We start from the raw sequence: 25,933 nt of genomic DNA on the forward strand, positions 1-25,933 counted from the left end.
GAGCCCAAGCGAACTGCACCAATTCGGCGTTTGGATGGTGCAGTTCGCTTGGGCTCAGTGCACCCTACGCATCTTGAAGCGCCTGGCCCAGACACCGGCCAACGTCCGGCGACAGCGTGTCGATCATGGCATCCGCCCAGAAAAATCCCTGCACCGATACCCCACACAAGAACACTACCAGCAGGAAAAAGATCAGCGGCTTGATACGCGCCCGGTGGCCGTACGCATAGCGGGTAGGGCGTAGCACTTTTTCGTCGGGCAGGGGCGACTGGCCCAGTCGTAACACACGAAAGCTGTGCCACCCTTCAATGGCCAGCACCACCAATGCCAGCCCCAGCGGCAAGCCGATAAAAAGGCTATAGATCACCCACTCCAGACCATTAAGAGACCCATAGTTGTGACAGTGGGCCGTTTCCACGTAGTGCTCGAACCAGGGGAAAAAGAAAAACTCGGTCAGCAGGAAAAGCGGCACAGCCCAGGCGGCATGAAACAAAAGCAGGCGGATACGTTCAGCCTTGCTGTATTGCGGTGCCCACTCGGCCATGATGACTCCCCCGAATCGATCTTCATTGTGGAAGACTCCGCTCCCACAGGCATTACGAATTATTCAGGGGATATTCTGGCAGAAAGACTCAGCGATCGTCGCGACGCAGCACAAAGAAAAACGGCTGCTTCATGCCTTTCAGATCCATGATGCCGAGCACGGTGTTGTCATCCACCTTGCGGAACACATCATTGATGGGCAGGTTGTCGTAGGACATGGTGGCCGAGGTTTTTCCCCGGTAGTTAACCATCCGCAGGCGGGCGGCGGACTGGCGCCCGGACAGCAGTGGCAGCATCCACTGGAACAACTTGCCGACCCGTTCTGACTTCAGGAACGGCAACCGATCGAGCAGGCCCAGCCCCGGCATCACCAGCAACGGTTTCACCGTAGTGAGCTCGCCGGACGCCTTGCGAAACACCAGCGGGTGCACATGCTCAGCGCTGTCAAAACGCTTGCCATGCCAGTGACAACGCTCCAGCACCCCATCCAGCGGATGACCGGTTTCGAAGCCTTCGCCTTTCCAGGCACCGATCATGAAATCCGTCTCAATCGGCTCCAGCGCATCATAAATGGCCAGCGCATCTTCACAGGAGACCTTCCCGACCTGCTGTGCTGTCGCAAAACTGATTTCTTTCACGCCGTTCTGTTCTGCCTGTGACGCACCCATGATCTACTCCCTGAAGCCGCACGAAGAATGGACCCATACGCTAAGCAGAGCCCGGCGAAATCGCCAGCGTTTGTACGCCATTGTCAGGCAAGGGTGTTCGCCAAAAACACCATTCATTGACCAAAACGTTCTTTTGATAAAAAACGGAGAGCAGAAAGAGAAAAATCACGCGACATTGTTTACTGCACACCCCGCAGCATCCACATCTTCAGCCTGCTTTTCCTCAGTGAACTCTGTGCCCTCTGTGGTAAAAATCATCCCTTGCAACGTCCTTCTTCGCGCAATGCCGCCGCGCTCTCTTCCAGCCGTTGCTGCTCCCGGCCCAGCAGGGCACTGACCTGTTTCAGCTCGCGAATCTTGTCGTCCACCGCCGCCTTCTTTTCCGCCATCAGCACTGCGCCCTGTTCGCAATCAATGCTGTCGCTCCGCAAGGCATCGAGCACCTCTCGAATCTCACGCAGGGAAAACCCCAGCGCCTTGAGCTGGCGCACCATATCCACCCGCTCCACCGCCTTTTCCGGGTAGTCCCGATAATTGTTACCGCGCCGCTCCACTTCCTGAAGCAGGCCGGCCTTTTCGTAATAGCGCAGGGTGTGACGGTTTACCCCGGTACGCTGTTCCAGTTCTGCAATCTGCATGGCCGCCTCAATTCACTGTTGACCTTAGAGCATACTCTACCCTTTAGGGTGGTGGCATACCTCATCACGGAGACCTGCCATGACCCTGCTCATCACCGGCGCCACCGGCTTTATCGGCCGCCATGTCTGCGCTCAGTTAACCCAACACCACGATATCCTGGCGGTATTGCGCCAGCCTGGCAGCCAGCTTCCCGTCCTGCGCCAACAGGTCAATGCCCTGGGCGGGCAGGGCGAGCGCCTGCAGGCGGTGCAAGGAGACCTGGATTTACCCGGCCTGGGCCTGCCGGAGGATCTCGCTGCCCCTCAGGCCATCATTCATCTGGGCGCACGCTTCGCCTGGCAACTGGATCGCGAGACCGCCCAGCGCACCAATGTGGCCGGCAGCCTGGCGGTGGCCGAGCTGGCCCGCCGCCATGGCAGCCGCCTGGTGTTTATCAGTGGCTTCATGCTGGAGAACCGGGAGCATCTGCAACGACTGGGTATCACCAGCGACGCCCCGGATCAGGTGGACTGGCAGCACGTCTACCGCCGGGCCGGCGGTTATGAAGCCAGCAAACTGGAAGCGGCAATCCGGGTACGGGCGCTGGCGGCAACCGATGCGCTGGATCTGGTCGAAGTGCAACCCGCTACCGTCGCCGGCCACAGCCATAGCGGCGCCCTGGATAGTACCCAGCCGCTATTTGCGCTGCTCGACAACCTGGCTCGGGGGCGAATGGCCATGGTCCCGGGCAGCCCGGATCACTGGCTACCGCTGGTGGCCGTGGATCATCTGGCGGCACTGATTGCCGTGGCCGCCACCGCTGACAGCGCCCCACCGCGGCTACTGGCCCTGGACCCGACCACGCCCAACCTGCAGGGCCTGCTGGCCATCGCCGCCAAGATACTGGGCCGGCGGGCACCGCAGCGACACTTGCCGATACCGGTACTGGCGGCATTACTGCGTCTGCCGGGGATGCCAAGGCTGATGAACACCTGGCCGGAGGCGTTGCACTTTATCCAGCCCACCCGTTTTGACACCACCGACACCGACCATTTTCTGGACCAGCAGGGCCTGGCACGCCCTGCCATGGAGGCGGTTATTGCCCACAGCGCCCGCTGGTACCAGCAATACCGTCGCAATCTGCCCGATGCACAACCGGCCTGACCCTGCATCTTTGCTGGCGCTTGGGGTATGCTTGCGGGCATTGTGGGTACCCGGTCCGGCGCCGGGTACGGTATTCAGCGACAAAGCGAGCCAAGCATGACCAACCGCGTAATCTACCCAGGCACCTTCGATCCGATCACCAATGGCCATCTGGACCTGGTCGAGCGGGCCGCCAAGATGTTTGATGAAGTGGTCGTCGGCATTGCCGCCAGTGAAAAGAAAGGGCCCCTGTTCACCCTGGAAGAGCGGGTCGAGCTGACCAATCAGGTGCTGGCCCATCTGCCCAATGTCCGGGTCACCGGTTTCTCCAAACTGCTGGCCCACTTCTGCAAGGAAGAGGAAGGCAACATCCTGTTGCGGGGCTTGCGGGCGGTGAGTGATTTCGAATACGAATTCCAGCTCGCCAATATGAACCGGCAACTGGCACCGGAGCTGGAGACCGTGTTCCTGACCCCGGCGGAGCACCTGTCCTTTATCTCCAGCTCCCTGATCCGCGAAATCGCCCTGCTGGACGGGAATGTGAGCAACTTCGTGCCGCCGCTGGTCGCGAAAGCGCTGGAGCAGAAACGCCAGGAACGGAAGAAAGGTTAAAGGCAGCCGACAACGCCAGTCAGCCCCTGCGTGACAGCCAGGCCAAGCCCGCGAACCGGAACCAGTCGCGGGTAGCGACTTTTCAGAAGCGGTAGCCTTGGATCGCGTTGTCAGGATAGCCACTCAATAACAATAACGCTGACAGCCCCTGTAGGAGCGGCGCTTGAGGCGCGAAGCGTACCCGGGAAACCTTCCACGAACAGATTCGCGCCTCAAGCGGCGCTCCTACAGAAAATATCCGCATCCACGGAGGAACCCCATGCGCATTTTGCTCTCCTTGCTACTGCTGATCACCGTCAGCGCCCAGGCCGCCGGGCCGGGCAAGAACGCGGTAGCGAGTGCTCACCCACTGGCCACCGAAGCCGGCATGGAGATCCTCGAGAAAGGCGGCAATGCCTACGATGCGGCCATCGCCGTGGCGGCGGCTCTGGCCGTGGTGGAACCTTACTCGGCGGGCATGGGCGGCGGCGGTTTCTGGCTACTGCACCGGGAAGGTGACGGTCTGCAGACCTTCGTGGATGCCCGGGAAACCGCCCCGGACGCCGCCATCCCCACCATGTACCAGGATCGCGATGGCAAGGTCGTACGCGACTGGGCACTGAACGGCCCCAGCGCCGCCGGCATCCCCGGCCAGGCTGCCGCCTTTGTGCACCTGGCGGACAACTACGGCAAGCTGCCCCTGAAGACCTCCCTGGCCCCTGCCATCCGGCTGGCCAAAGACGGCTTCGAGGTGGAAGCGCATTACCGCAAACTGGCCGGTTACCGGGAGGATGTGCTCAACCGCTTCCCCGAAGCCGCCGCCATCTTCCTGCACAACGGCAAGGTGCCCCCCGCGGGCCATGTGATCAAGCAACCGGATCTGGCGCGGGTACTGACCCTGCTGGCCGAGAAGGGCAAGGCCGGCTTCTATCAGGGCGAGGTGGCCCAACAACTGGTGGAGGGCGTGGAGCAGGCCGGGGGTATCTGGACCCTGGACGACCTGGCCAACTACGACGTGATTGAGCGCTCACCCACCGTTAGCACCTTCAAAAATGCCCGTATCGTGTCTGCACCACCGCCCTCCGCCGGCGGCATCGTGATGGGCCAGGCCCTCAATATCCTCAGCCAGTTCGATGGCGAACCGGACACCCACCTGATCGTGGAAGCCATGCGCCGGGCCTACCAGGATCGGGCCCGCTACCTGGGTGATCCGGACTTTGTGGATATCCCTGTGGATAAGCTGTTGAGCAGCGATTATGCCAAGCAGCGGGCCAGCACCATCAACCCGGACGAGGCCACTCCCAGCCACACTCTGGGCGAGCCGCTCACCGTGGAAGAGGGTTTCCACACCACCCACCTGTCGGTACTGGACAAGGCCGGTAACCGGGTCGCCGCTACCCTGAGCATCAACCTGCCCTTCGGCAGCGGCTTCGTGGCCCCGGGCACCGGTGTGTTGCTTAACAACGAAATGGACGACTTCTCCGCCAAACCCGGCGTCCCCAACGCCTATGGTCTGGTGGGTAGCGAGGCCAACGCCATTGCCCCCGGCAAGCGCCCTCTGTCGTCCATGAGTCCCACCTTCGTGGAATTCGACGACCGCGTGGCCATCCTCGGCACCCCCGGCGGCAGCCGTATCATCACCATGGTCATGCTCGGCGTGCTGGAAGCGGCCAACAACCAGCCGGTGGACGCCTGGGTCAACCGGGTGCGCTTCCACCACCAGTACCTGCCCGATGAAGTGCAGGCGGAGCCGGAGTTTGTCGGCAGCGAAGCGGCCAAGGAATTGATGCTGCGCGGCCACCATGTGGTCTCCACCGGCCGCGACTATGGCAACATGCAGGCGATCCTGTGGCGCAAAGGCAGCAATGAGGTCAGCGCCGCCAGCGACCCGCGCGGGATTGGCAGCGCCCAGGTAAGCGGGCAGGCCGTGCTGAAGAAAACCGGCACGGATTAAGGCTGACCAGGAGCTGATGCTGTGAAAGGAATCTTGCTGTTTACCGCCGCCATACTGCTTTGCGCCTGCAGCGAGAAAGCGGTCTATGACAACATCCAGCTCAACAACCGCCTCCAGTGCGACAAGGTGCCACTGTCGGAATACGACGACTGCATGTCCCGCGCCGGCAAGCCCTATGAGGACTATGAGCGGGAGCGCCAGGAAGCCGCTGGCTCCTGATGGCTGCGCCCATGGGGTGCTCGCAAACGGTAGCGACACCCCCGTTTTCCGGTTAGCGTTGTGCTTTTGGTGACGGCACCCGGAGCCCCTATGACGCCCCTCTTTGATACCGCGTTTCCGCTGATCCAGGCGCCCATGGCCGGCGTCCAGGACTGGCGCCTGGCAGCGGCGGTGTGTGAGGCCGGCGGTCTTGGATCAGTGCCGGCGGGGATGCTCAATATCCAGGGGCTGGAAGAACAACTGACGCAACTGTCCGCGGCCACCGCCAAACCCTGGAATGTGAATTTTTTCTGTCACAGGCCACCCACGCCGGATCCGCTCGGCGAGCAACGCTGGGTGGAAACCCTGCAGCCGTTCTATGAAGAGTTCGCAGCGGATGCCGCCGCCATTCCCCATGGCCCTTCCCGCCAGCCCTTCGACCAGGATTGCGCCACAGTGCTGGAGCGATTTCGCCCGGCGGTGGTGAGCTTCCATTACGGCTTGCCGGAAGCCGCCTTGCTGGACCGGGTCAAGGCCACCGGTGCCAAAGTGTTGTCCAGCGCCACCACGGTGGAAGAAGCCCTCTGGCTGGCAGACAACGGCGCCGATGGGGTGATTGCCCAGGGGCTGGAAGCCGGCGGCCATCGTGGCCATTTCCTCAATGACGACCTCAGCCTGCAGCAGGGAACCGTCAGCTTGCTGCCGCAGATTCGCGATGCCATTTCCCTGCCGGTGATCGCCGCCGGCGGCATTGCCACACCGGCAGGGGTCAAGGCCGCCCGTGCGCTGGGCGCCTCAGCTGTTCAAGTAGGCACGGCCTATCTGCTGTGCCCGCAGGCCACCACCAAAGGGGTGCATCGGCAGTGGCTGCAGAGTGACCGTGCCCGTCATACGGCTCTGACCACGGTATTTTCCGGGCGCCCGGCCCGGGGAATAATCAACCGGTTGATGGCAACAGTAGGCACGATGCCGGAGACAGCCCCGGCCTTCCCGCTGGCGGGCAACGCCATTGGCCCGTTGCGAGCCGCTGCGGAAGCCCAGGGCAGCGGTGACTGCTCACCGTTGTGGGCAGGGCAGTTTGCCAGTGCTTGCCGGGATGTATCGGCAGTAGAAGTGACCCGGTGGCTGGCCGAAGGCTGGAGTTAGTTTTTACGTAGGAGCTATGCTTGCATGGCGAAGAATTCAGAACCTGTTCGCCATGCAAGCATCGCTCCTACAGAAAACCCGGCAGGGCCGCTTCTCCTATGGCCCGATTTAACCTTGCAGGTTGTGGGGCAGCGGTCAGAATCGACATCCTGTTTACCGGCCAGGCCGGTGTGAGATTTGCCCGGCCCGTTGCCGGGCCCTAGCGGAGTGCTTTTCATGCAGCGTATCGAGATTACCAAGACCTTCCCGTTTTCCGTGGACAAGCTGTTCGACTTTCTCAGTGACCACGAGAACCTGGAAGTGATTTTCGCCCCAGCCAAGATCAAGCGGGTTAAGCCCGGCATCGACAGCCCCAACGGCGTGGGCTCCACCCGCCGTATGCGCATCCTGATCGCGCCGCCGTTCGAAGAAACGGTCACCAAGGTGGTCCCCAACGAGCTGATCGAATACAAGATCAGCAAGGGCAGCCCGCTGAAGAACCACAAGGGCACCATGCGCTTTTCCGAAAACGGCAATGGCGGCAGCCAGCTTCATTACGTAATTGAGTTCGAAGGCAAACTGCCACTGCTTGGCCCGGTGGTAAAAGCCGGTCTGGGTCAGGCCATCAGCCGCGGCCTGAACAAGCTGAAGCTGTAAGGCAGCACTCTGTAGGAGCCATGCTCGCATGGCGAACCCTCTTAGCATGGCTCCTACACGGGCTTTCAGACATAAAAAAACGCCGACACCCTTGCTTGCACAGATGTCGGCGTTAAACGGTTGCTACAGTGATTAAGTAGCTAGAACGTATAGTTCAGGCTCAGGTTTGCGTTGGTCGGTGGGCCGTAATAGCTCTGACCAAAGTAACGCAGACTGCTCAGATATTTTTCGTCGGTCACATTGTTAACCCGCAATTTGGCATTGAAGTGGTCAGTAAAGTCATACCCGGCCATCAGGTTAACCAATGCATAACTCTCCTGTTTCGTTTCGTTGCCACCGCTAGTGTTGGTCACACGGCTCTGCCAGTTAACGGTCATTCCCACTTTCAGCTTCTTCAGTCCGACCGGGCGATACGTAGTAGCCACTGTAAAGGTTTCTTCAGGAATGTAGGTTCTCAGCGCATTCCCTTTATCATCGTCCTCGATATCCAGGTAGGAATAGCCGGCAGTGATATTCCAGTCATTCAGAATCTCGCCGGACACTTCCGCTTCATAGCCGCCGCTGTCGAAGTCCTCTCCACGGAATTCCGCTTGTGGTTGGTTGCTGGGGATTTGCTCAGCCACATTTTTTTGTTCCGTTTCAAATGCTACCAAAGAGGTGTTCAGTCGACCCTGGAACCATTCGCTCTTCAGCCCATATTCAATATTTACACCCTCAACCGGATCCAGACGGTCACCATTCGGCGTCAGTTCCGTTTGCGGATTGAAGATAGTGGTATAGCTGGTATACAGAGAGTGCTGTTCAGTAAGATCCAGGATCACGCCGGCATAGGGAACCAGTTCGGATGCACTGCTGGTGCGTGAAGCGCCGTAGGCTTCGCCCTCGCTTTCCACGTCCTGATAACGGGCACCAAGCACCGCTGTCAGCGGATCAGCCAGATTCAGGCGGGTGGCCAGATAACCCCCCAGGTACCGATCGACCCAGTCACTGCCTTCTTGCTCCCCGTCAAAGGCTGGCTCAGGGAAGTCCCCGGTGAATACTTGCTCCGAGTCAATCGGTGTAAAGCGCGAACCGCCGAAATCAGCAAAGAAGGACATTTCTTTCGGCCGGACTTTGCCACGGTTAAAGCCGATGACCATTTCATGCACACGGCCACCGACCTCATAGGGGCCCCGGGCAGACAGATCAACGGTTTCCTGGCGTTCATAACTCTGGAACTTGCTGGGGTAGGCAAACATGCCATCCAGATCACGGGTGGGATTACCGAAGAGATAAAGCAACTTCGAGTCACCTTCCCATTTACGGTACTGGTAGACCGCTTTCCCTTCCCAGCCATTATCAAATTGCTGGGCCAGCTCGACAAAGGCATCTTCCTTGACCGTATCCCAGAAGGCCCAATCCGCCCCGGTACTGGTAGAGGTGCTAAAGTCAGTGGGGGTGCCATCTGCGTAGAACAGCGGCAAGGAGCCCCACATATTCTGGTCCGCTTTGTCTTCCTGACGAGAATAGCCAACGGTGAACAAGGTGTTATCGGTCAGATCCGCTTCAACAACACCATAGAGGACGCCACGCTCTTTTTCATAACGGTCCAGATAGGAATTGCCATCCCGGTACGCGGTCACCACACGAGCCCGGACATTATCAGTCAGGCTGCCAGACACATCGCCATCGGCGCGGTAGGTATCCCAGGACCCTCCGGTCAAGCCCACAGACGCCTGACTATCACGGGTGGGGCGCTTGCGGACAAAATTCACCACCGCGGAAGGCTCACCCGCCCCGGTCATCAGACCATTGGCACCACGAATCACTTCCACGCGTTCAAATAGCGCGGTATCCAGCTCACCTCGCACGCCGGGCCGGCCCGATGGTGAACCCACACCATCATATTTGAACGTATCAATATCAAAACCGCGGGCATTGTATTCAGCCCGGTCGGTTTCATATTTCTGCACGGTAATACCGGTGGTGTTGGCCAACACATCATTAATGGTGTTTTGACCAAAATCATCCATCTCCGTACGCGTGGTGACCGACACGGACTGCGGGGTTTCCCGCAGGCTCATCGACAGCCCTGTCGCACTGGAGACGGCTCTTTTGGGAGCATAGCTCTCGGTATCATCGGACACCGTTCCCGGTGCGGAGGCACCGACAGAAATTTCACCCAGTTCATGGGCTGACGTATTCGCCTCATCAGCCAGAAGGCTGGGCGAGAGGATTAACAGCGAAGCATTGACAGCCCCGATCAGAATTCGCTTTCCCATTGAAGACCCCAGTCAGTTCAAACACATATCGGCCCCGCAGGCAGAAAGGTCGCTGCCCCCACAACACCGTGAGCCGAAACTGACGAAGGATCATAATGATTTTGATAACCGTTCTCAATAGCGTTATCGACTATTGCCGTCATCCTGGGAAAGCAGAGACTGCAGTTCCGCACGCCCACGCTGGTTGGCCTCAACCAACTTTTCACCATCGTCCTGGTGTTCCACCTGCTCACGCAGCAGGTTTTCGTCCAGGTCGCGGAAACTGCGCACCAGATCGATGGCAGTGGATTCCGGCACGCCCAGTTGCATCAACGTCAGCCGGGTACTGAGCAGGGCGGACTCGAAGGTTTCGCGGATCACCTGCTCCACCCCCAGCGCATGAAGTTTGTAGGCGTGGAACCGGTCCCGGGCCCGCGCCACGATAGTCACGTCAGGGAAATGATGGCGTACCAGCTCCGCCGCTTTCAGCGACGCATCCACGTCGTCCACAGCCAGCACCATGACTTTGGCGTGTTCCAGGCCAGCGTTGCGCAACAGGTCCAGGCGAGTCACATCGCCGAAGTACACTTCGTTGCCGTAGCGGCGCAGCATGTCAATTTCGTCCGGGTCGGAATCCAGCGCGGTGAAGGGAATTTTGCGTGCCACCAGAATACGCGCGGTGATCTGGCCGAAACGGCCCAGCCCGGCAATCACCACCCGCGGGTGGTGGTCGGGCATATCTTCCGCTTCCAGATCCGGCCGGGAGCTGCTGGTGCGGCGCTCCGGCCACAGCAGGGTCACCAGTTTTAACAGCAGCGGGGTGGCTGCCATGGACAGGGCCACCACCAGATTGAGCTGACCCACCAGAGTGTTGTCGAGCAGATTCAGCGCCTGGGCCTGGGTAAACAGCACAAAGGCAAATTCACCACCCTGGCAGAGCAGGATGCCGAACAGGGCGGTATTGCGCCATTCCACCCCGCGTACCCGGCTGATCACCGCCAGGACCAGCGCCTTCACGCCCAGCAGTACCAGTAGATACAGCGCAATGTCGCCGGGGTTGTCGACCAGCAGACGCAGATCCATGGTCATGCCGATGGCCAGGAAGAACAGGCCCAACAGCAGGCTCTTGAAGGGCTGGATATCGGTTTCCAGTTGCTCCCGGTAGGGCGAGTTGGCCAGCAGCACCCCGGCCACAAAGGCCCCCAGGCCCATGGACAGGCCCAGGTGCTCCATCAGTGCTGCGGCACCCAGCACCAGCATCAACGCACTGGCGATCATCAGTTCCCGGTTGCGCAGTTTGGCCAGCCACCCCAGCCACGGATTCAGCGCGTATTTACCCGCCAGCACCATGCCCGCCAGCGCCGCCAGCCCCGCCAGCAACTGCGGGCTGTCATCCCCCGCCTGCGCTCCGGCCAGCAGCGGCAACAGCAGCAGGATCGGGATCACCGCCAGGTCCTGGAACAACAGAATGGAAAACGCCGAACGGCCCTGGGGCGTGCCCAGCTGGTTGTTCTCCACCAGCATCTGCACCACAAAGGCCGTGGATGACAGCGCCAGGGTAAAGCCGATGGCCAGGCTAACGTTGGTCTCGAAACCCAGCAGCAGGAAGGCACCGGCCAGCAGCAGGGCACTGAGAATCACCTGGCTGGCACCCAGCCCCACCAGCCGTTGGCGTTGCGCCCACAGCTGTTGCGGCGCCAGTTCCAGCCCCACCAGAAACAGCATCAGCACCACCCCCAGCTCGGCGAAGTGCAGCACATCGGTGCCGCCGCTGACCAGCGCCAGCCCAAGAGGCCCCACTACAATCCCGGCGGCGAGATAGCCAAGAATGCTGCCCAGACCCAATCGCTGGAACAGCGGCAATAACAACAGCGTAGCCGCCAGCAGAACCAGCGCCTGAGAGAAAAAGCCTTCCACGGTGATCTCCTTTTTCTGATCCGCTCATGCTAGCGGATTTGCCCATTAGCCGTTGTTAAAAAGCGCTATCGGCCTGGCGTGCACCAAAATTGCTCAACCATTACCAAAGCCTTACCATGCGCGCTCTTTATTCGCCCCGGAATAGTGCACGAGATGAGTGAACAGAATGACCGGCTGCGCCAGCAGCTGGTCGGCGGCCTGCTGCGGCAACTGCATCTGGATGTGATGAGCCAGCGGTTCAACCCCCGCCTGGTGCTGGCGCTGTTCAATCTGGTCAACGGCGGGCTGAGCATTGCCCTGATCGCCATCGTCGCGCTGATCACCCAGCAGTCGTTTATCTTTCCGTCCCTGGGCGCCACTGCTTTTTTGTTATTCCACCTGCCCCTGGCGGAAGCGGCCTCACCGCGCAATGTACTCAGCGGCCACGTGATTGGCGCCCTCTGTGGTTGGGCCGCCCTGTGGGTATGCGGGCTGCACGATGCCCCCGCCGCCTTCCTGACCGGGGTGGAATGGCCACGGGTGGTGGCCGCCGGCCTGTCGCTGGGCTTTACCAGCGCGCTGATGATCCTGTTCCGGGTCGCCCATCCGCCGGCCGGCGCCACATCGCTGATTGTTTCCCTGGGCCTGATGCACGAACTGCAGCAACTGCCGGTACTGATCAGCGCCGTGGCCCTGCTGGTCGCCCAGGCCTTCATCATCAACCGGGTAGCCGGGATTCCCTATCCTCTGTGGCGCAGTCGCAAGCAACAGGACTGAGCTACCTTCGTAATGAGAATTACTTTTATTCCTGTTAGACTCCCGCGCTCAGTCTGATCGTGACAGGTGCATCATGCGCGCAATTCTGGTGGTTCTTCATCGCTGGTTCGGCCTCTTTATCGCCGGCTTTCTGATTATTGCCGGCCTCACCGGGGCACTGATTTCCTGGGATCACGAGCTGGACGAGTGGCTCAACCCGCACCTGTTTGAAAGCCAGAGCCAGGGTGAGCCCCTGCCCATGCTGGAACTGGTGCGTCGGGTGGAAGAGGCCGACCCCCGGGTGCGCGCCAGCTTCTTCAGCCTGGGCGCCGAACCCGGCCACAACGCTGAGATCTGGGTAGATGCCCGGGAGAATCCGGAAACCGGACAGCGCTATGATCTCGACTACGACCACGCCTTCGTGGATCCGGTCACCGGCGAGATCGTCGGCAAACGCCTGTGGGGCAAGATTTCCCTGCACCCGGAACACCTGATGTCGTTCCTCTACAAGCTGCACTTCACCCTGCACCTGCCGGAGTGGAACGGCATCAACCGCTGGGGTATCTGGCTGATGGGCGCCGCCGCCATGGTCTGGCTGTTCGATACCTTTATCGCCATGGCGCTGACCCTGCCGCGTAAGCGCCGTACCCAAAAGCCCGCTGGCAAGAGCTGGCTGCAACGCTGGAAACCTGCCTGGATGATTCGTCGAGGCGCCGGTGCCTACAAACTGAATTTTGACCTGCATACGGCAGTAGGGCTGTGGGTGTTCGGCCTGCTACTGATTCTGGCTTTTACCTCTTTCTCCCTGAACCTGTACCGGGAGGTCTTCTACCCGGTCATGTCCATGGTGTCCGAGACCACACCCGGGCCTTTCGAAACCCGCACCCCCACCGCCCTGCATGACCCGGTGGAGCCCCGGGTCAGCTGGCCGACCCTGTTTGACAAGGCCCGTACCGAAGCGGACAACCGCAATTGGCAAGAACCCATCGGCGATACCTTCTACAGCGACAACTTCGCCGTTTTCGGGGTGCGCTTCTACTATCCGGGTGAAGACCACGACAGCGGCGGCATGAAAGTGAAAAGCCTCTACTACGACGGCAAGAACGGCGAACTGATCGGCGATGAAGTCCCCTGGCAAGGCACCGCCGCCGACGTCTTCAACCAGCTGCAGTTCCCGCTTCACTCCGGGCGCATCGCCGGTATGCCGGGGCGCATCATCGTGTCGATCATGGGCATCGCCGTGGCCATGCTGTCCATCACCGGCGTGGTGATCTGGTGGAAGAAGCGCAAGGCGCGGGTGGCCAGCAAAAAGCGTAAACAGGAAATGGCGACTGCCGTAAATGCTGGCTAGCATTTAGGCGCCCTGCCAGATAGCGATTAACCCGGTCAAAGACGGTTCGCCATGCAAGCATAGCTCCAACAGTGGTAAAAACCGGAGCCATGATCATAGAGCGAGCCTAACACCCCAATCAGAAGCGATCGCGGCCGGGCTGGTTGAGGTTGTTGATGCGCGTTTTGCCCAGCAGTTTCAGCAGCAGGTTGCGGAAGAAACGCAGTAGCGGGTAGAGCACTGTCGACACGCGCCGGGAACGGAACATCCAGTAGTTGAAGCGATTAAACACGCCAGAGCGGCTGCCGATCAGGGCCAGGGCATGGATGGCATCGGCGCCGTAGTAAAGCTGCTCGCCCATCTTCAGCACCATGCCCTGATCGATATCCAGGCCAGCGCCGGTGATCTCGCGCATCACCTCACTGTCTTCCCGGGCATCCACGATGCGCAGCTCACCCACGCTTTCGCGAATCCGCACCACCTGGCAGTAGGCATGGCAGGCCGGGCATTCCTTGTCGTAGACCAGCAAGATGTCGGGGCGGGACACGTTATCTCCGGCTGAGCCAATAAAAAGCCCCCGGGAAGGGGGCTTGTCGTTACCACTGAATCGGTGCTTCCGACGAGCCCGGGCTGGGCGGCTGCCCGGCAGGTTGAGCCGTCGAGGCGCTGGACTGGTGCGAGGTTCGCACCCGGTCTCCCGCCTGTAGAGCACTACTGGCCGGGCCTTCCAGACGGGCTACGCCATAATCCGGGCGCACGTCGGTGACCGTCAGGGTGGCCAGGGCGTTGCCCTCCAGCTTGATGGTCAGGCCGGTGTCCGGGTCTTTCATTTCCCCGGCGGGGCGGTAGACCTGCATGCTGGCATCCTGCTCCAGCCGGCCCTGACCCTGACTGAGGAAGACGGTATCGCCCTGCACCTTGATGATCTGCACCGGGTAGAGCACGTCCGTGGCGGCACCGGCCATGGCACGGGCAATGGCCGGGTAAAGCTCATCCGCCAGCCGTTCCGGGTGGTTGCGGTCGTCGATATTGAGCTGACGGGCCACTTCACGGATGGAGGCTTCCGACTTGTTCCAGTCGAACAGATCTGCCCACAGAATTTCACTGGTGGTGGTGTCGATCAGCCGATAACGAACACGAATACGCGGTTCGTAGCCGGAGAATTTGGCACCGTAGAATTCCCGCTGGCTGTCGCCAATGCTGAAGTCCTCGATGGTGCCTACCAGCAGTAGATCGGCGCCCTTGCGCTGTCCCAGACGGACCAGCTCTTCCGGCGCCACACTGCCGCTGGCGACAACGGACTGCTCCTGATCAATGGCATCCAGGTTGGCCCGGTCCAGCACCCGGAAGCGACCGGACTGGGTAAAGGCGGTAACCAGATCATCGCGCAACTGACGCTGCACCTGGCTGGCCGGCACCTGCAGATCGCCCAGATCATAGCGGGGCTGGCGGCTGTCGAAGGTGGTAATGGCAATACCGGGCAGGTGCGAGCGGTCCGCACCCAGGGTCTTGGGACGAAGCACCTCCGCCTGCACGTTGGCCTGCCACAGGCCGTCTTCCACCTGCTTGACCGACTGCACCTGGTAACTCTTGATATTGCCCAGGGTAGGCAGCTGCGGCTCCGGCACCGAGGTCTCGGTACCGATCCAGGTGCTGACATCACCCTGCTGGCGAACCACCCACTGCAGCACATTGGTGCGGAAGTTCGGGTCCACCGCCACGCTGACCCCGCCGGCCTGTCGCACCGCCGCCACCAGGGCATTGGTCATGGCCTGTTCCGGGTTGTCGCCGTAACCCCGGGCCGACACGGAAATGGTTTCCGTGGCTGCCTGGGCCAGTGACGCACACAGCAACAGGATGAAAAACAACGGAGCGAACAGGTGCTTGGTCATAACGGCCTCCATGTCTGGTTAGCATGCACGCCACCGGGAACACCGGTGGCGTGCAGCGTCCTTACAACCCGAACAGGCTCTTGCTGCGAGTCTTGCGGATTTCTTTTTCGTTGGTCCACTCGATGATGCCGGTCTGGATATTGAGCAGCTTGAGGGTGAACTTGTAGTACACGTCCTTGGTGCTGCCATCGCGTTTGACGATGGAGGAAAAGTTACCGTACATCATCATTTCGGCGCCGATCTGGCGGCCCATGGCGGCGGCAGTGGACGGATCCACCAGGCCGGAATCGCTCTGGTAGTCCAGCTGCTGACGCACACGATCGACCACGGACATGTCCACAAAACGGAACTTGCCGGAGTTGATCAGCTTGGACTGAATAGTGTCGGTAATGGACTCGGTGTCCACATGCTCGGTGGTCTTGTTCTTGATGCGATCCACGAATACCACCGGACGACGGTTCTGGGTCATCTGCACGATGGGCGGAAACACCATCATGTCATCCACCATCTTGGCGGCGATCATCTGCAGGTCGGTGGAGCCGAAATCCGTGTTGACGGTTTCGCGGGCCTGGGCATCACCATAATCCACCTTGGAGGCACAGCCGGACAGGGCCAGGGCGCTGCCCAGCAGCAGCATGGAAAGTACGCGTAGCATTATGATTTTCTCCTTGTTCCCTTTAGAAAGGCGCACCGTTATTCGCGCACCCAGATTTCAAAGCGTACCGCGGACGGGTTGGGGGCAACGGCCTGGACGCTGTTCTGGCTACGACCCGCCATCACCACCTGCCGCCAGGGCTGGCCTTCCGGCGCCTGCTCGAAACCATCCTTATCGAACCATTTGAACTTGTATTGGAAATCCAGTTCAAATTTCCAGTCATTTTCCAAGGTGGCCTGTATATAGAGCAGGTCCCCCACGGTCTTTTGCTTCAGATCCTGCACGGAAATACGGCTGGCCAGCAGGCTGTTGCTGGAATAGACCTTGGTGATGGTCTGGCCGTCTTCATCCACTTCCATGCGACCCATATTGGTGGCCGAACAGGCCGCCAGCATCGCGGCCAGCAGCAGCGCCAGCATCGGGCGTAACAGTGTCATAAGGGTCCCTCCTGAACGGGTAACACGCGGGTAATCAGCTGGCCGGGAACGGCCGCCACATGAATCACGGTGAGGCCACGGTTTACCACCGGTACCGTCAACGTAGCATTGCCCCCGGGGGTGCTCAATACAAGGGTATGTTCCCCCTGGGGCAGTGAAAATCGTGTTGCCTGGGCGTAGGCAGGCAGGGTCAACCAGCTGCGCCGGTCCGCCTGCTCACTGACCAGGTTGTACAGCTGGGTGGCGAAGGCCCCCAGCGGGCCAAAATCGTCATTGGCCTTTTTCTGCAGATTGTACTTGGCGGTGGCGCGCAGGGTCTGGCGAACCAGCATGCCGGGCAACCGCTCTTTCAGATCCTTGGCGGCCAAGGCCCCCACATCCGCCAGCACCACGGTTTCCCCCAGTGGCTGGCTGGCACTGTCCAGCACCCGCAGGCTGTTGGGGCGCGGCTTGCTGGTCAGGGAATAGGTGGGGAAGGCCACCGAAAAGATGCCGTGGACGGTGGGAATGGGCAGGCTGAATTCTTCCCGGGCCTGCACAAAGCCCTGCTCGTAAAGCACCGCCACCATGCCCTCGTCGGCAGGACGGCCTTTCATGGCATTGGACACTCGCTCAACATCTTCCTTGAGCATGTCCAGCTCCGGGTGGATCTCCAGGGCCTTCTTGTAGTCCACCAGGGCATCGTTGTATTCGCCGTGGGCTTCCCAGAACAGGGCGGACAGATAGAAGGTCCAGGCATTCTGGAAGCTGGCTTTGACCTCCCCGGCCACCGCATTGATGCCCTGGAAATAGCCATCGAACTGGCTCAGGTCCACGTTGTTTTCTTCTGCCGCTTCCTCGGCCTTGGCAATTTCCTTGTCGCGCTTGTCGGCAGCGACCCGCTGCTCCAGGGCCGCGCCACGCAATTCCACGGCGGTGCCAGTGGGATCGTTGGCATCCCAGTAATTCAGGGCCTGATAGGCATGGGTGAAGATGCGCTCGTAGTCCGGCGCCACATAGCCGCGGGCATTGTCGTTGGTAATCAATGAGGAGGCGGAAGCCGTCAGCGAAGACACCTGGATACGAGCACTGGCGTCTTCCTCGTCATATTTCTGAATGGCACCGGCGAAGGCTTCGCGGCTCTGTTCACGCTGGCCGGTAAGCTGGCTGACTCGACCCAGTTCCTGCAGATACAGCACGCCATCGCCGCCACTGGCCGCTTTTTCCAGCTTCTGGGTGGCCGCCGGGGTCACCGGAGCGGTGGCCAGCGAGGCCTTCCATTGCTGGGCCTGATTGGGGTAGGGCACAAACAGGGAGTTTGTGGCACAGCCGGACAATGCCAGCAGCCCTGCAACCAACAGGCATCCTTTCCTGAGTCGTCTTATCATACGTTAGATACGAAAAAAGCCGGAGCAGGCAAGGTAGCCCGCCACCGGCTTTTTGTCGAGTGTTTCACAGTTCCGCAGGAGCGCCCGAACGAACGCTCCTGCGGAAACACCGGGTCGTCTAGAACAACACCCGGGTACGGATGGTGCCGTCGATGGTGCGCAGCTTCTCCAGCGCCAGCTGGCTGTAGCCCTTGTCCACATCGATGACCACGTAACCGATCTCTTCGTTTGTCTGCAGGTACTGACCGCAGATGTTGATGCCGTTCTCGGAGAACACGGTGTTGATCTGGGTGAGCACGCCGGGCACGTTCTTGTGAATGTGCAGCAGGCGGTGCATGTCCGGGTGAGCCGGCAGGGCCACTTCCGGGAAGTTCACCGCACCCAGGGTGGCGCCGTTGTCGGAGTAGCGGATCAGCTTCTCGGACACTTCGGTACCAATGTTCACCTGGGCTTCCTGGGTGGAGCCACCGATATGCGGGGTCAGGATCACGTTGTCGAATTCACGCAGCGGGCTGATGAACTCGTCGTCGTTGCCCTTGGGCTCTTCCGGGAACACGTCGATGGCAGCGCCCAGCAGGTGGCCATCACGCAGGGCACCGGCCAGGGCATCAATGTCCACCACTTTGCCGCGGGCATAGTTGATCAGGTAACCCTTGGGCTTGATGGCGCGAATCTGTTCTTCCTTGATCATCCAGCGGGTGGCGGCGGTATCCGGCACGTGCAGGCTGACCACGTCGGACTGCCCCAGCAGCTCGGTGAGGCTGCTCACCTGCTCGGCATTACCCAGCGGCAACTTGGGAATCACGTCGTAGAACTTCACTTTCATGCCCATGGATTCAGCCAGCACGGACACCTGAGCGCCAATGTTGCCGTAACCCACAATCCCCAGGGTCTTGCCACGGATCTCGTAGCTGTCCTTGGCAGACTTCAGCCAGCCACCGCGATGGGCAGAGGCGTTCTTCTCGGGAATGCCACGCATCAGGTTGATGGTGTGGGCAATCACCAGCTCGGCCACCGAGCGGGTGTTGGAATAGGGGGCATTGAATACCGGGATACCACGCTTCAGGGCGGCGTTGAGATCCACCTGGTTGGTACCGATACAGAAACAACCCACACCGATCAGTTTCTCCGCCGCCTGGAACACCTCTTCGGTGAGCTGGGTGCGCGAGCGAATGCCGACGAAATGGGCATCCTTGATCTTGTCTGCCAGATCGTTGCCGGTCAGCGCGGTGGGCAGCAGCTCCACATTGCTATAGCCGTGCGCTTTCAGGTTCTCCACGGCGTTTTCGTGGATGCCCTCGAGCAGGAGAACGCGGATCTTGTCCTTCTCAAGAGAAGTATCGGCCATGATTGAAGTCTCGGTAGCCTGTGAAATGGGCGCGTATGTTAACATAGCCCGCTCAAATTGAGAGCAGCCGCGCCGTCGGATTGCTCAAGTTGCCGTGAGAACGCCTCAACATCGTGCGTTTTACCCCTGCAGGAGACCTGTTGATGACCGCCCATGCCCATGCTGCGCTGGAGCAACTGACTGATTTGCTTGGCAATCGCCTCCTTACCGACCCGGAAAGCGCCCAGCGCTACGGGGTCGACTGGACCAAGGTATGGGCCCCGGCCCCCAGCGCGGTAGCGCTGCCGGAGACCATCGACGAGGTGCAACAGATCGTGGAAATCGCCAACGACCATGGCCTGCACCTGGTGCCCTCCGGGGGCCGCACCGGCCTGTCCGCCGGGGCGGTGGCCGCCAACGGCGAGCTGGTGGTGGCCTTCGATCGCATGAACAAGATCCTGGAATTCAACGAATTCGACCGCGCTGTCACCGTGCAGCCCGGCGTCATCACCCAGCAGTTGCAGGAATTCGCCGAACAGAAGGGCCTGTTCTACCCGGTGGACTTCGCCTCTGCCGGCTCCAGCCAGATCGGCGGCAACATCGGCACCAATGCCGGTGGCATCAAGGTGATCCGCTATGGCATGACCCGCGACTGGATCACCGGCCTGAAAGTGGTCACCGGCAAGGGCGAACTGCTGGACCTGAACAAGGGCCTGATCAAGAACGCCACCGGCTACGACTTCCGTCATCTGTTCATCGGCGCCGAGGGCACGCTGGGCTTTGTGGTAGAAGCCACGGTAAAACTGGCCCGCGAACCGAAAGACCTGACCGCCCTGGTACTGGGCGCCCCCGGCTTCCGGGAAGTGATGAAGATCCTGCACGCCTTCCAGCAGGACATCGACCTGACCGCCTTCGAGTTCTTCTCCGACAAGGCCATGGCCCATGTACTCGAACACGGCGTTGCCAAACCCTTCGACACCGAGTGCCCGTTCTACTGCCTGCTGGAATTCGAACAGCTGTCAGAGGCCACCGGCGATCAGGCCATGGCCATCTTTGAAAAGTGTGTAGAAGAAGGCTGGGTACTGGACGGCGTCATGAGCCAGTCCCTGCAGCAGCTGGATCAGCTGTGGCAGCTGCGTGAGCGCATCTCCGAATCCATCGCCCCGCACACCCCTTACAAGAACGACATCTCGGTCACTGTCTCCAAGGTGCCGGACTTCGTGGAAGACATCGACACTGTGGTGCAGGAGGCCTACCCGGATTTCGAGATCGTCTGGTTCGGCCACATCGGCGACGGCAACATGCACCTGAACATCCTCAAGCCCGCCGACCTGGCCAAGGAAGACTTCTTCGCCCAGTGCAACAACGTGTCCAAGTGGGTGTTCGAGATCGTCGAGAAATACAACGGCTCCATCTCTGCCGAACACGGCGTGGGCATGACCAAGAAACCCTACCTGGAATATTCCCGCAGCCCGGAAGAAATCGCCTGCATGAAAGCGGTGAAACACGTCTTCGATCCCAACAACATCATGAACCCGGGGAAACTGTTCGATGTTTGATGAAGTGAACACCCCGGTGGATCAGGACGGCTACCAACATCGCTGGATCGACGGTGCTCCCATCGACATCCCGGTGGGCAAGGTGGTGTGTGTGGGCCGCAACTACGCCGACCATGCCAGGGAACTGGGCAATGACGTGCCGGACGCCCCCATCCTGTTCATGAAGCCGGCCACCGCTTTAGTGAGCCTGCATGAACCTCTCGAGCTGCCAAAAGGGCAGGGCGAGGTACACCACGAAGTGGAAATGGTGGTGCTGATCGGCAAGCGCATTCACAAAGAAGCTGACCTGGACAACGTCCGCTTCAGCATCGCCGGTTACGCCGTCGGCCTGGACCTGACCCTGCGTGAGGTACAGAACACCCTGAAGGAAAAAGGCCACCCCTGGGAACGGGCAAAAGCCTTCGACGGCGCCGCCCCGGTCTCCGGCTTCATCGATGCCCGCGGCATCTCCGTGAAGCAGAAGCTCAACGTCACCCTGGAAATCAACGACGAGGTACGCCAGCACGGTCACACCGGCCAGATGCTGTTCCCCACCTTCGAGCTGCTCAGCGAAATCAGCCAGACCTTCACCCTGGAACCCGGTGATGTGGTCTTCACCGGCACCCCCGCCGGCGTCGGCCCGCTCAACAGCGGCGACAAGTTTACCGCGCGACTGGGCAATATCATTCAGGTGTTCGGCTCCGTCGCCTGATACGCAGCCACCGCTCCCACTGAACAAATGTCACTGTTGGAACTCAGCGAATACGGTCAACATTGATGATATTTAGCCATTGGGTATTGAAGTGGCGTCGCTGCTTGAACGCACTTTGAGGCGGGTTCTATTTGGGCATGGAAGACACCACCTACTCCTCCTCAAACGCATCCCGATGAAACTCCGCCGCTTCGAGCACCTCTCGTAATCCGCATTCCATCAGTTCTGGTACATCGCCACCGGCCAGCACCGTCAACATGGTATGCACCCCCCGGGCAAGAGAGGTCAGGTTGTAGCCGCCTTCCAGCACCAGTACCAGGCGGCCATCGCAGTGTTTGTCGGCAATGCCCTGGACGATGCTGGTGAGTACTGCGAAGCCGTCGTAGCTCAGATTGAAGGCCATGTCGTTGTGGTGGGGGTCGGTGCCGGCGGAGACCAGCACCAGGTCGGGCTCAAAGCGGTCAGCGGCGGGGATCAGAATATCGCGGAAGGCCTTTTCCATGGCGATGTCGCCAGCAGATTCCGGCAGAGGAACGTTGACCGTATAGCCTTCACCCAGGCCGGCACCCACCTCATTCAAATTACCGGACCCCGGGTAAAACGGCGCGGCGCAGTGGGTGTCGAAAAACAGCACATCCGGGTCGGCCCAGAAGATGTCCTGGGTGCCGTTACCGTGGTGCACGTCCCAGTCAACGATCAGGATACGCTGGCAACCCAGTTTCGCCTGGGCATGGGCAGCAGCCACGGCCACGTTATTGAACAGGCAAAACCCCCGCGCCCGCACCGGTTCCGCATGGTGGCCGGGAGGCCTAACCAGGGCGAACGCGCTTTGCGTGTCGCCCTTCACCACGCTCTCCACGGCGGCAATGGCATTGCCCGCCGCAGAGGTGGCGGCTTCAATACTCTCCGGTGAAACGGCGGTGGTATCGCTGTCCAGCCAGGCGCGTTTGCCTGCCAGGGAAAAGATGTGATCCAGATAGGTGGTGGTGTGGACACGGCCCAGTTGTTCGTAGGTGGCGGGCGGGCCGGACTGGAACTGTACACCGGGGATGGGCTCCTGCCTGAGCAGATCCATGATGGCGGTGAGCCGGCCGGGGTGTTCCGGGTAGTTCCATTTGAAATTCAGCCCACCGAGAATATTCCGCACCCGCTTTTCCACCCGGCTGGGGAGGAAGGGCAAATCCACTTGCGGATCATGGCCGAGCATTACCTCGTCATAAAACACGGTTACGCTGCGCGACGCTGCCACTCGTGACTCCCTCACTTGGTGTGTGTCCTCGCTTGATTCTCCGCGCAACCCCCCGCTTAACACAACAACACAGCCTCCATGGCCGCTGATATCAGCACGCCAATAGCGCGCTAGCCGCCATGTCAGCTACGACACCCGGAAGTGCCTGCGCAAATTATCATTCACCCAGCCACCCAATCGCTCACGGCCAATACTGTCGATAAAGTCCCGCACCTGTTCCGTATAGTCACGATCCTCTTCAAGAATATGGTGCAGCAGCCACTTCTCCAGCACCTGCAATAGCGGCTCTGCCACGTCGACGCCTTCTTCATGGCGACGCATCAGGGATTCGATGTGGAAGGTGAACTTGCGATGCAGGTGATGGTGGTCATCCAGGCCTTCATAACCGGCCCGCTCCATGAGTGCTTCCTCGAAGCTGAAATGGGATTCGGTGTAGTCCACCAGATCATAGAGGACCCGGGCCACGCCCATCTGGGCGTCGGGCTGGCCGGCCAGCCGGTCCAGATCATTGATGTAGTCGACGATACGACGGTGCTGCTGGTCGATCAGCAATATTCCCAGTTCGTAGTCGGGGCTCCATACGATGCGCATGATCTGTCTCCGGTTTGTGATGGATAGTTACGCTAGCAAGGGGTAGATCAGGCGATGTAGACATAGATCAATGTTTGAACACCGTAGGGGAGGCCCGGATTCCAACCCTGGAAGGGCGCCCCTACAGACGGTAGGGGGTAAAAGCTGGATAATGGCGCCCCTAGCTCACCATTTCTTAACTCCGGTAGCCTCGCCATGGAAATCAACGTCAACTTCCTCGATAACCTTCGACTGGAAGCCAAGTTCGACGACTTCACCGTCATCACCGACCAGCCCATTCGCTACAAGGGTGATGGTTCGGCGCCCAGCCCGTTTGACTATTTCCTGGCATCGTCGGCCATGTGCGCGGCCTATTTCGTCAAGGTGTACTGCAAGGCGCGGGATATCCCTACGGACAATATCCGCCTGTCGCAGAACAACATCGTCGACCCGGAGAACCGCTATAACCAGATCTTCCGCATTCAGGTGGAGCTGCCGGAAGACATTTCCGACAAGGACCGGCAGGGCATTCTGCGCTCCATTGATCGCTGCACGGTGAAGAAGGTGATCCAGACCGGGCCGGAATTCCAGATCGAGGAAGTGGACAACCTGGACGAAGATGCCCAGGCGCTGCTGATGGTGACGCCGGATGACGCGCACCGCACCTTTATCGAGGGCAAGGATCTGCCGCTGGAGCAGACCATTGCCAACATGAGCGCCATCCTCGAAGAACTGGGCATGAAGATCGAGATCGCCTCTTGGCGCAATATCGTGCCCCATGTGTGGTCGCTGCATATCCGCGATGCGGCCTCGCCCATGTGCTTTACCAATGGCAAGGGCGCCACCAAGGAAGCGGCGCTGTGCTCGGCGCTGGGCGAGTTTATCGAGCGGCTCAACTGCAACTTCTTCTACAACGACCAGTTCTTCGGCGAGGAGATCGCCAACAGCGACTTCGTCCACTATCCCGACGAGAAGTGGTTCAAACCCGGCGCCAACGATGCGCTGCCGACAGAGATCCTGGACGACTACTGCCTGGGTATCTACAACCCGGAGGGGGAGCTGGGTGGCTCCAACCTGATTGATACCAACTCCGGTCGGGTGGACCGTGGCATCTGCTCGCTGCCCTTTGTGCGCCACTCCGATGGTGAGACGGTGTACTTCCCCTCCAACCTGATCGAAAACCTGTTCCTCAGTAACGGCATGAGCGCGGGCAACACCCTGGCCGAAGCCCAGGTGCAGTGCCTGTCGGAAATCTTCGAGCGGGCGGTGAAGAAGCACATCATCGAGGAAGAAATCACCCTGCCTGATGTTCCTGATGCCGTGCTCGCCAAGTACCCGGCGATTGTGGAAGGTATCCAGGCCCTGGAAGAACAGGGCTTCCCGGTGCTGGTGAAGGATGCCTCCCTGGGCGGCCAGTTCCCGGTGATGTGCGTGACGCTGATGAACCCGCGCACTGGCGGGGTGTTTGCCTCCTTCGGCGCCCACCCGAGTTTTGAAGTGGCACTGGAGCGCAGCCTCACCGAGCTGCTGCAGGGCCGCAGTTTCGAGGGCCTCAACGATGTGCCGCCGCCCACCTTCAACAGCCAGGAAGTCACCGAACCCAACAACTTCGTGGAGCACTTTATTGATTCCACCGGGGTGGTGAGCTGGCGCTTCTTCAGCGCCACGGCGGATGAAGATTTCTGCGAGTGGGATTTTTCCGGAACCAATGACGAAGAGGCTGCGCGACTGTTTGCCATTCTCGACGATCTGGAAAAAGAGGCCTATGTGGCGGTGTACGATCAACTGGGTGCATCGGCCTGCCGGATTCTGGTGCCGGACTTTTCCGAGGTCTACCCGGTGGAAGACCTGATCTGGGACAACACCAATATGGCCCTGGATTACCGGGAAGACATTCTCAATCTGCACCGCCTCAGCGACGACCAACTCAGCCAGCTGACTGAGCGCCTGGAAGAAAGCCAGATCGACAATTACACCGACATCATTACCCTGATCGGTATCGAGTTCGACGAGAACACCGTGTGGGGCCAGCTCACCGTGCTGGAGCTGAAGCTGCTGATCAACCTGGCGCTACAGCGCCATGAAGAAGCCCTGGAACTGGTGGATATGTTCCTGCAGTTCAACGACAACACGGTAGTGCGCGGGCTGTTCTACCAGGCCCTGCGCGCGGTGCTGGAGATCACTCTGGATGACGAGCTGGAGCTGGATGATTATCTGGTTAACTTCCAGCGTATGTTTGGTAAGGAGACCATGGAAGCGGTGGTGGGCTCAGTGAATGGCACGGTGCGTTTCCACGGCCTTACCCCCACCAACATGCAGCTTGAAGGACTGGAGAAGCACCAGCGTCTTATTGAAAGCTACAAGAAACTGCACGCTGCGAGGGCGGCCAAGGCGGGGCTAGCGTAACCAGCCCCCCAATACCTATTACTGTAGGAGCTATGCTTGCATGGCGAACAAGCTTGCGGAA

24 protein-coding genes are annotated in these 25,933 nt (G+C 60.2%); 11 read left to right on the plus strand and 13 right to left on the minus strand.

Annotated features, from left to right (window positions below):
* Nucleotides 1–64 precede the first annotated feature (64 nt).
* From Q0Y02_RS10120 to Q0Y02_RS10130, 3 genes are all read right to left on the minus strand, one after another.
* On the minus strand, nucleotides 65–544 hold the full coding sequence (locus Q0Y02_RS10120; protein ID WP_297767545.1) for a hypothetical protein: 480 nt from the start codon (nucleotides 542–544) through the stop codon (nucleotides 65–67).
* 88 nt (nucleotides 545–632) lie between these two features.
* Nucleotides 633–1,211, minus strand: a complete 579-nt coding sequence (locus Q0Y02_RS10125; RefSeq protein ID WP_297767548.1) for a DUF4334 domain-containing protein — start codon at nucleotides 1,209–1,211, stop codon at nucleotides 633–635.
* A 254-nt stretch (nucleotides 1,212–1,465) separates the two neighbouring features.
* Nucleotides 1,466–1,849, minus strand: a complete 384-nt coding sequence (locus tag Q0Y02_RS10130) for a MerR family transcriptional regulator (RefSeq protein WP_297767551.1) — start codon at nucleotides 1,847–1,849, stop codon at nucleotides 1,466–1,468.
* Between the two features lie 79 nt (nucleotides 1,850–1,928).
* Between Q0Y02_RS10130 and Q0Y02_RS10135 the strand changes: the two genes are divergently transcribed.
* The 6 genes from Q0Y02_RS10135 (at nucleotide 1,929) to Q0Y02_RS10160 (ending at nucleotide 7,497) form a co-directional block, all read left to right on the plus strand.
* Nucleotides 1,929–2,993: an SDR family oxidoreductase gene (locus Q0Y02_RS10135; protein ID WP_297767554.1), complete on the plus strand. Its 1,065-nt coding sequence runs from the start codon at nucleotides 1,929–1,931 to the stop codon at nucleotides 2,991–2,993.
* A gap of 96 nt (nucleotides 2,994–3,089) precedes the next feature.
* Complete coding sequence (gene coaD, locus Q0Y02_RS10140; protein ID WP_297767557.1) at nucleotides 3,090–3,584, plus strand: pantetheine-phosphate adenylyltransferase; 495 nt, start codon at nucleotides 3,090–3,092, stop codon at nucleotides 3,582–3,584.
* 259 nt (nucleotides 3,585–3,843) lie between these two features.
* Entirely contained in the window at nucleotides 3,844–5,517 is a 1,674-nt protein-coding gene (gene ggt / locus Q0Y02_RS10145) for a gamma-glutamyltransferase (RefSeq protein WP_297767560.1), read from the plus strand.
* Between the two features lie 21 nt (nucleotides 5,518–5,538).
* Nucleotides 5,539–5,736 carry a hypothetical protein gene (locus Q0Y02_RS10150; protein WP_297767563.1) on the plus strand — a complete coding sequence of 66 codons (198 nt, stop codon included), beginning with the start codon at nucleotides 5,539–5,541 and terminating at the stop codon, nucleotides 5,734–5,736.
* A 90-nt stretch (nucleotides 5,737–5,826) separates the two neighbouring features.
* Nucleotides 5,827–6,861 carry a nitronate monooxygenase gene (locus Q0Y02_RS10155; protein ID WP_297767566.1) on the plus strand — a complete coding sequence of 345 codons (1,035 nt, stop codon included), beginning with the start codon at nucleotides 5,827–5,829 and terminating at the stop codon, nucleotides 6,859–6,861.
* 216 nt (nucleotides 6,862–7,077) lie between these two features.
* On the plus strand, nucleotides 7,078–7,497 hold the full coding sequence (locus Q0Y02_RS10160) for an SRPBCC family protein (protein WP_052042504.1): 420 nt from the start codon (nucleotides 7,078–7,080) through the stop codon (nucleotides 7,495–7,497).
* A gap of 140 nt (nucleotides 7,498–7,637) precedes the next feature.
* Here Q0Y02_RS10160 and Q0Y02_RS10165 read toward each other — a convergent pair whose 3' ends face one another.
* Nucleotides 7,638–9,758 carry a TonB-dependent siderophore receptor gene (locus Q0Y02_RS10165; protein ID WP_297767570.1) on the minus strand — a complete coding sequence of 707 codons (2,121 nt, stop codon included), beginning with the start codon at nucleotides 9,756–9,758 and terminating at the stop codon, nucleotides 7,638–7,640.
* A 123-nt stretch (nucleotides 9,759–9,881) separates the two neighbouring features.
* Nucleotides 9,882–11,654: a monovalent cation:proton antiporter-2 (CPA2) family protein gene (locus Q0Y02_RS10170; RefSeq protein ID WP_035245758.1), complete on the minus strand. Its 1,773-nt coding sequence runs from the start codon at nucleotides 11,652–11,654 to the stop codon at nucleotides 9,882–9,884.
* A gap of 153 nt (nucleotides 11,655–11,807) precedes the next feature.
* Here Q0Y02_RS10170 and Q0Y02_RS10175 point away from each other — a divergent pair, with 153 nt between their 5' ends.
* Both Q0Y02_RS10175 and Q0Y02_RS10180 read left to right on the plus strand, forming a co-directional pair.
* On the plus strand, nucleotides 11,808–12,410 hold the full coding sequence (locus Q0Y02_RS10175; protein WP_035245749.1) for an HPP family protein: 603 nt from the start codon (nucleotides 11,808–11,810) through the stop codon (nucleotides 12,408–12,410).
* Between the two features lie 73 nt (nucleotides 12,411–12,483).
* Complete coding sequence (locus tag Q0Y02_RS10180; protein WP_297767575.1) at nucleotides 12,484–13,740, plus strand: PepSY-associated TM helix domain-containing protein; 1,257 nt, start codon at nucleotides 12,484–12,486, stop codon at nucleotides 13,738–13,740.
* A gap of 118 nt (nucleotides 13,741–13,858) precedes the next feature.
* On the opposite strand, the gene Q0Y02_RS10185 is transcribed toward Q0Y02_RS10180, so the two are convergent.
* From Q0Y02_RS10185 to serA, 6 genes are all read right to left on the minus strand, one after another.
* Nucleotides 13,859–14,266, minus strand: a complete 408-nt coding sequence (locus Q0Y02_RS10185) for a DCC1-like thiol-disulfide oxidoreductase family protein (protein WP_297767580.1) — start codon at nucleotides 14,264–14,266, stop codon at nucleotides 13,859–13,861.
* Between the two features lie 49 nt (nucleotides 14,267–14,315).
* Nucleotides 14,316–15,611 (minus strand): CsgG/HfaB family protein, encoded by a 1,296-nt coding sequence (locus tag Q0Y02_RS10190; RefSeq protein ID WP_297767584.1) that lies wholly within the window; start codon nucleotides 15,609–15,611, stop codon nucleotides 14,316–14,318.
* Nucleotides 15,612–15,672: 61 nt separating this feature from the next.
* Nucleotides 15,673–16,266 (minus strand): penicillin-binding protein activator LpoB, encoded by a 594-nt coding sequence (gene lpoB, locus Q0Y02_RS10195; protein WP_035245737.1) that lies wholly within the window; start codon nucleotides 16,264–16,266, stop codon nucleotides 15,673–15,675.
* A 38-nt stretch (nucleotides 16,267–16,304) separates the two neighbouring features.
* Entirely contained in the window at nucleotides 16,305–16,703 is a 399-nt protein-coding gene (locus tag Q0Y02_RS10200; RefSeq protein ID WP_035245734.1) for a YcfL family protein, read from the minus strand.
* Entirely contained in the window at nucleotides 16,700–18,040 is a 1,341-nt protein-coding gene (locus Q0Y02_RS10205; RefSeq protein WP_297767591.1) for a hypothetical protein, read from the minus strand. Before Q0Y02_RS10205 ends, Q0Y02_RS10200 begins: the two co-directional genes overlap by 4 nt.
* 148 nt (nucleotides 18,041–18,188) lie before the next feature.
* Nucleotides 18,189–19,418: a phosphoglycerate dehydrogenase gene (serA, locus tag Q0Y02_RS10210; RefSeq protein ID WP_035245729.1), complete on the minus strand. Its 1,230-nt coding sequence runs from the start codon at nucleotides 19,416–19,418 to the stop codon at nucleotides 18,189–18,191.
* A gap of 143 nt (nucleotides 19,419–19,561) precedes the next feature.
* Between serA and Q0Y02_RS10215 the strand changes: the two genes are divergently transcribed.
* Both Q0Y02_RS10215 and Q0Y02_RS10220 read left to right on the plus strand, forming a co-directional pair.
* On the plus strand, nucleotides 19,562–20,956 hold the full coding sequence (locus tag Q0Y02_RS10215) for an FAD-binding oxidoreductase (protein WP_035245726.1): 1,395 nt from the start codon (nucleotides 19,562–19,564) through the stop codon (nucleotides 20,954–20,956).
* A complete protein-coding gene (locus Q0Y02_RS10220; RefSeq protein WP_297767595.1) occupies nucleotides 20,949–21,647 on the plus strand; it encodes a fumarylacetoacetate hydrolase family protein in 699 nt (232 codons plus the stop codon). The genes Q0Y02_RS10215 and Q0Y02_RS10220 overlap by 8 nt, the downstream gene beginning before the upstream one ends.
* 151 nt (nucleotides 21,648–21,798) lie before the next feature.
* Here the strand turns inward: Q0Y02_RS10220 and Q0Y02_RS10225 are convergent, their stop codons facing one another.
* Entirely contained in the window at nucleotides 21,799–22,896 is a 1,098-nt protein-coding gene (locus tag Q0Y02_RS10225; protein WP_297767598.1) for a histone deacetylase, read from the minus strand.
* A gap of 126 nt (nucleotides 22,897–23,022) precedes the next feature.
* The gene (locus Q0Y02_RS10230) at nucleotides 23,023–23,487 is read right to left on the minus strand and encodes a bacteriohemerythrin (RefSeq protein WP_297767600.1); all 465 of its coding nucleotides are present in this window, start codon (nucleotides 23,485–23,487) and stop codon (nucleotides 23,023–23,025) included.
* 195 nt (nucleotides 23,488–23,682) lie between these two features.
* On the opposite strand from Q0Y02_RS10230, the gene Q0Y02_RS10235 reads away from it, so the two are divergent.
* Nucleotides 23,683–25,872 carry an OsmC domain/YcaO domain-containing protein gene (locus Q0Y02_RS10235; protein ID WP_297767622.1) on the plus strand — a complete coding sequence of 730 codons (2,190 nt, stop codon included), beginning with the start codon at nucleotides 23,683–23,685 and terminating at the stop codon, nucleotides 25,870–25,872.
* The last annotated feature ends 61 nt before the right edge of the window (nucleotides 25,873–25,933 follow it).

The organism is uncultured Alcanivorax sp. (assembly GCF_947258575.1).
GTDB lineage: Bacteria > Pseudomonadota > Gammaproteobacteria > Pseudomonadales > Alcanivoracaceae > Alcanivorax.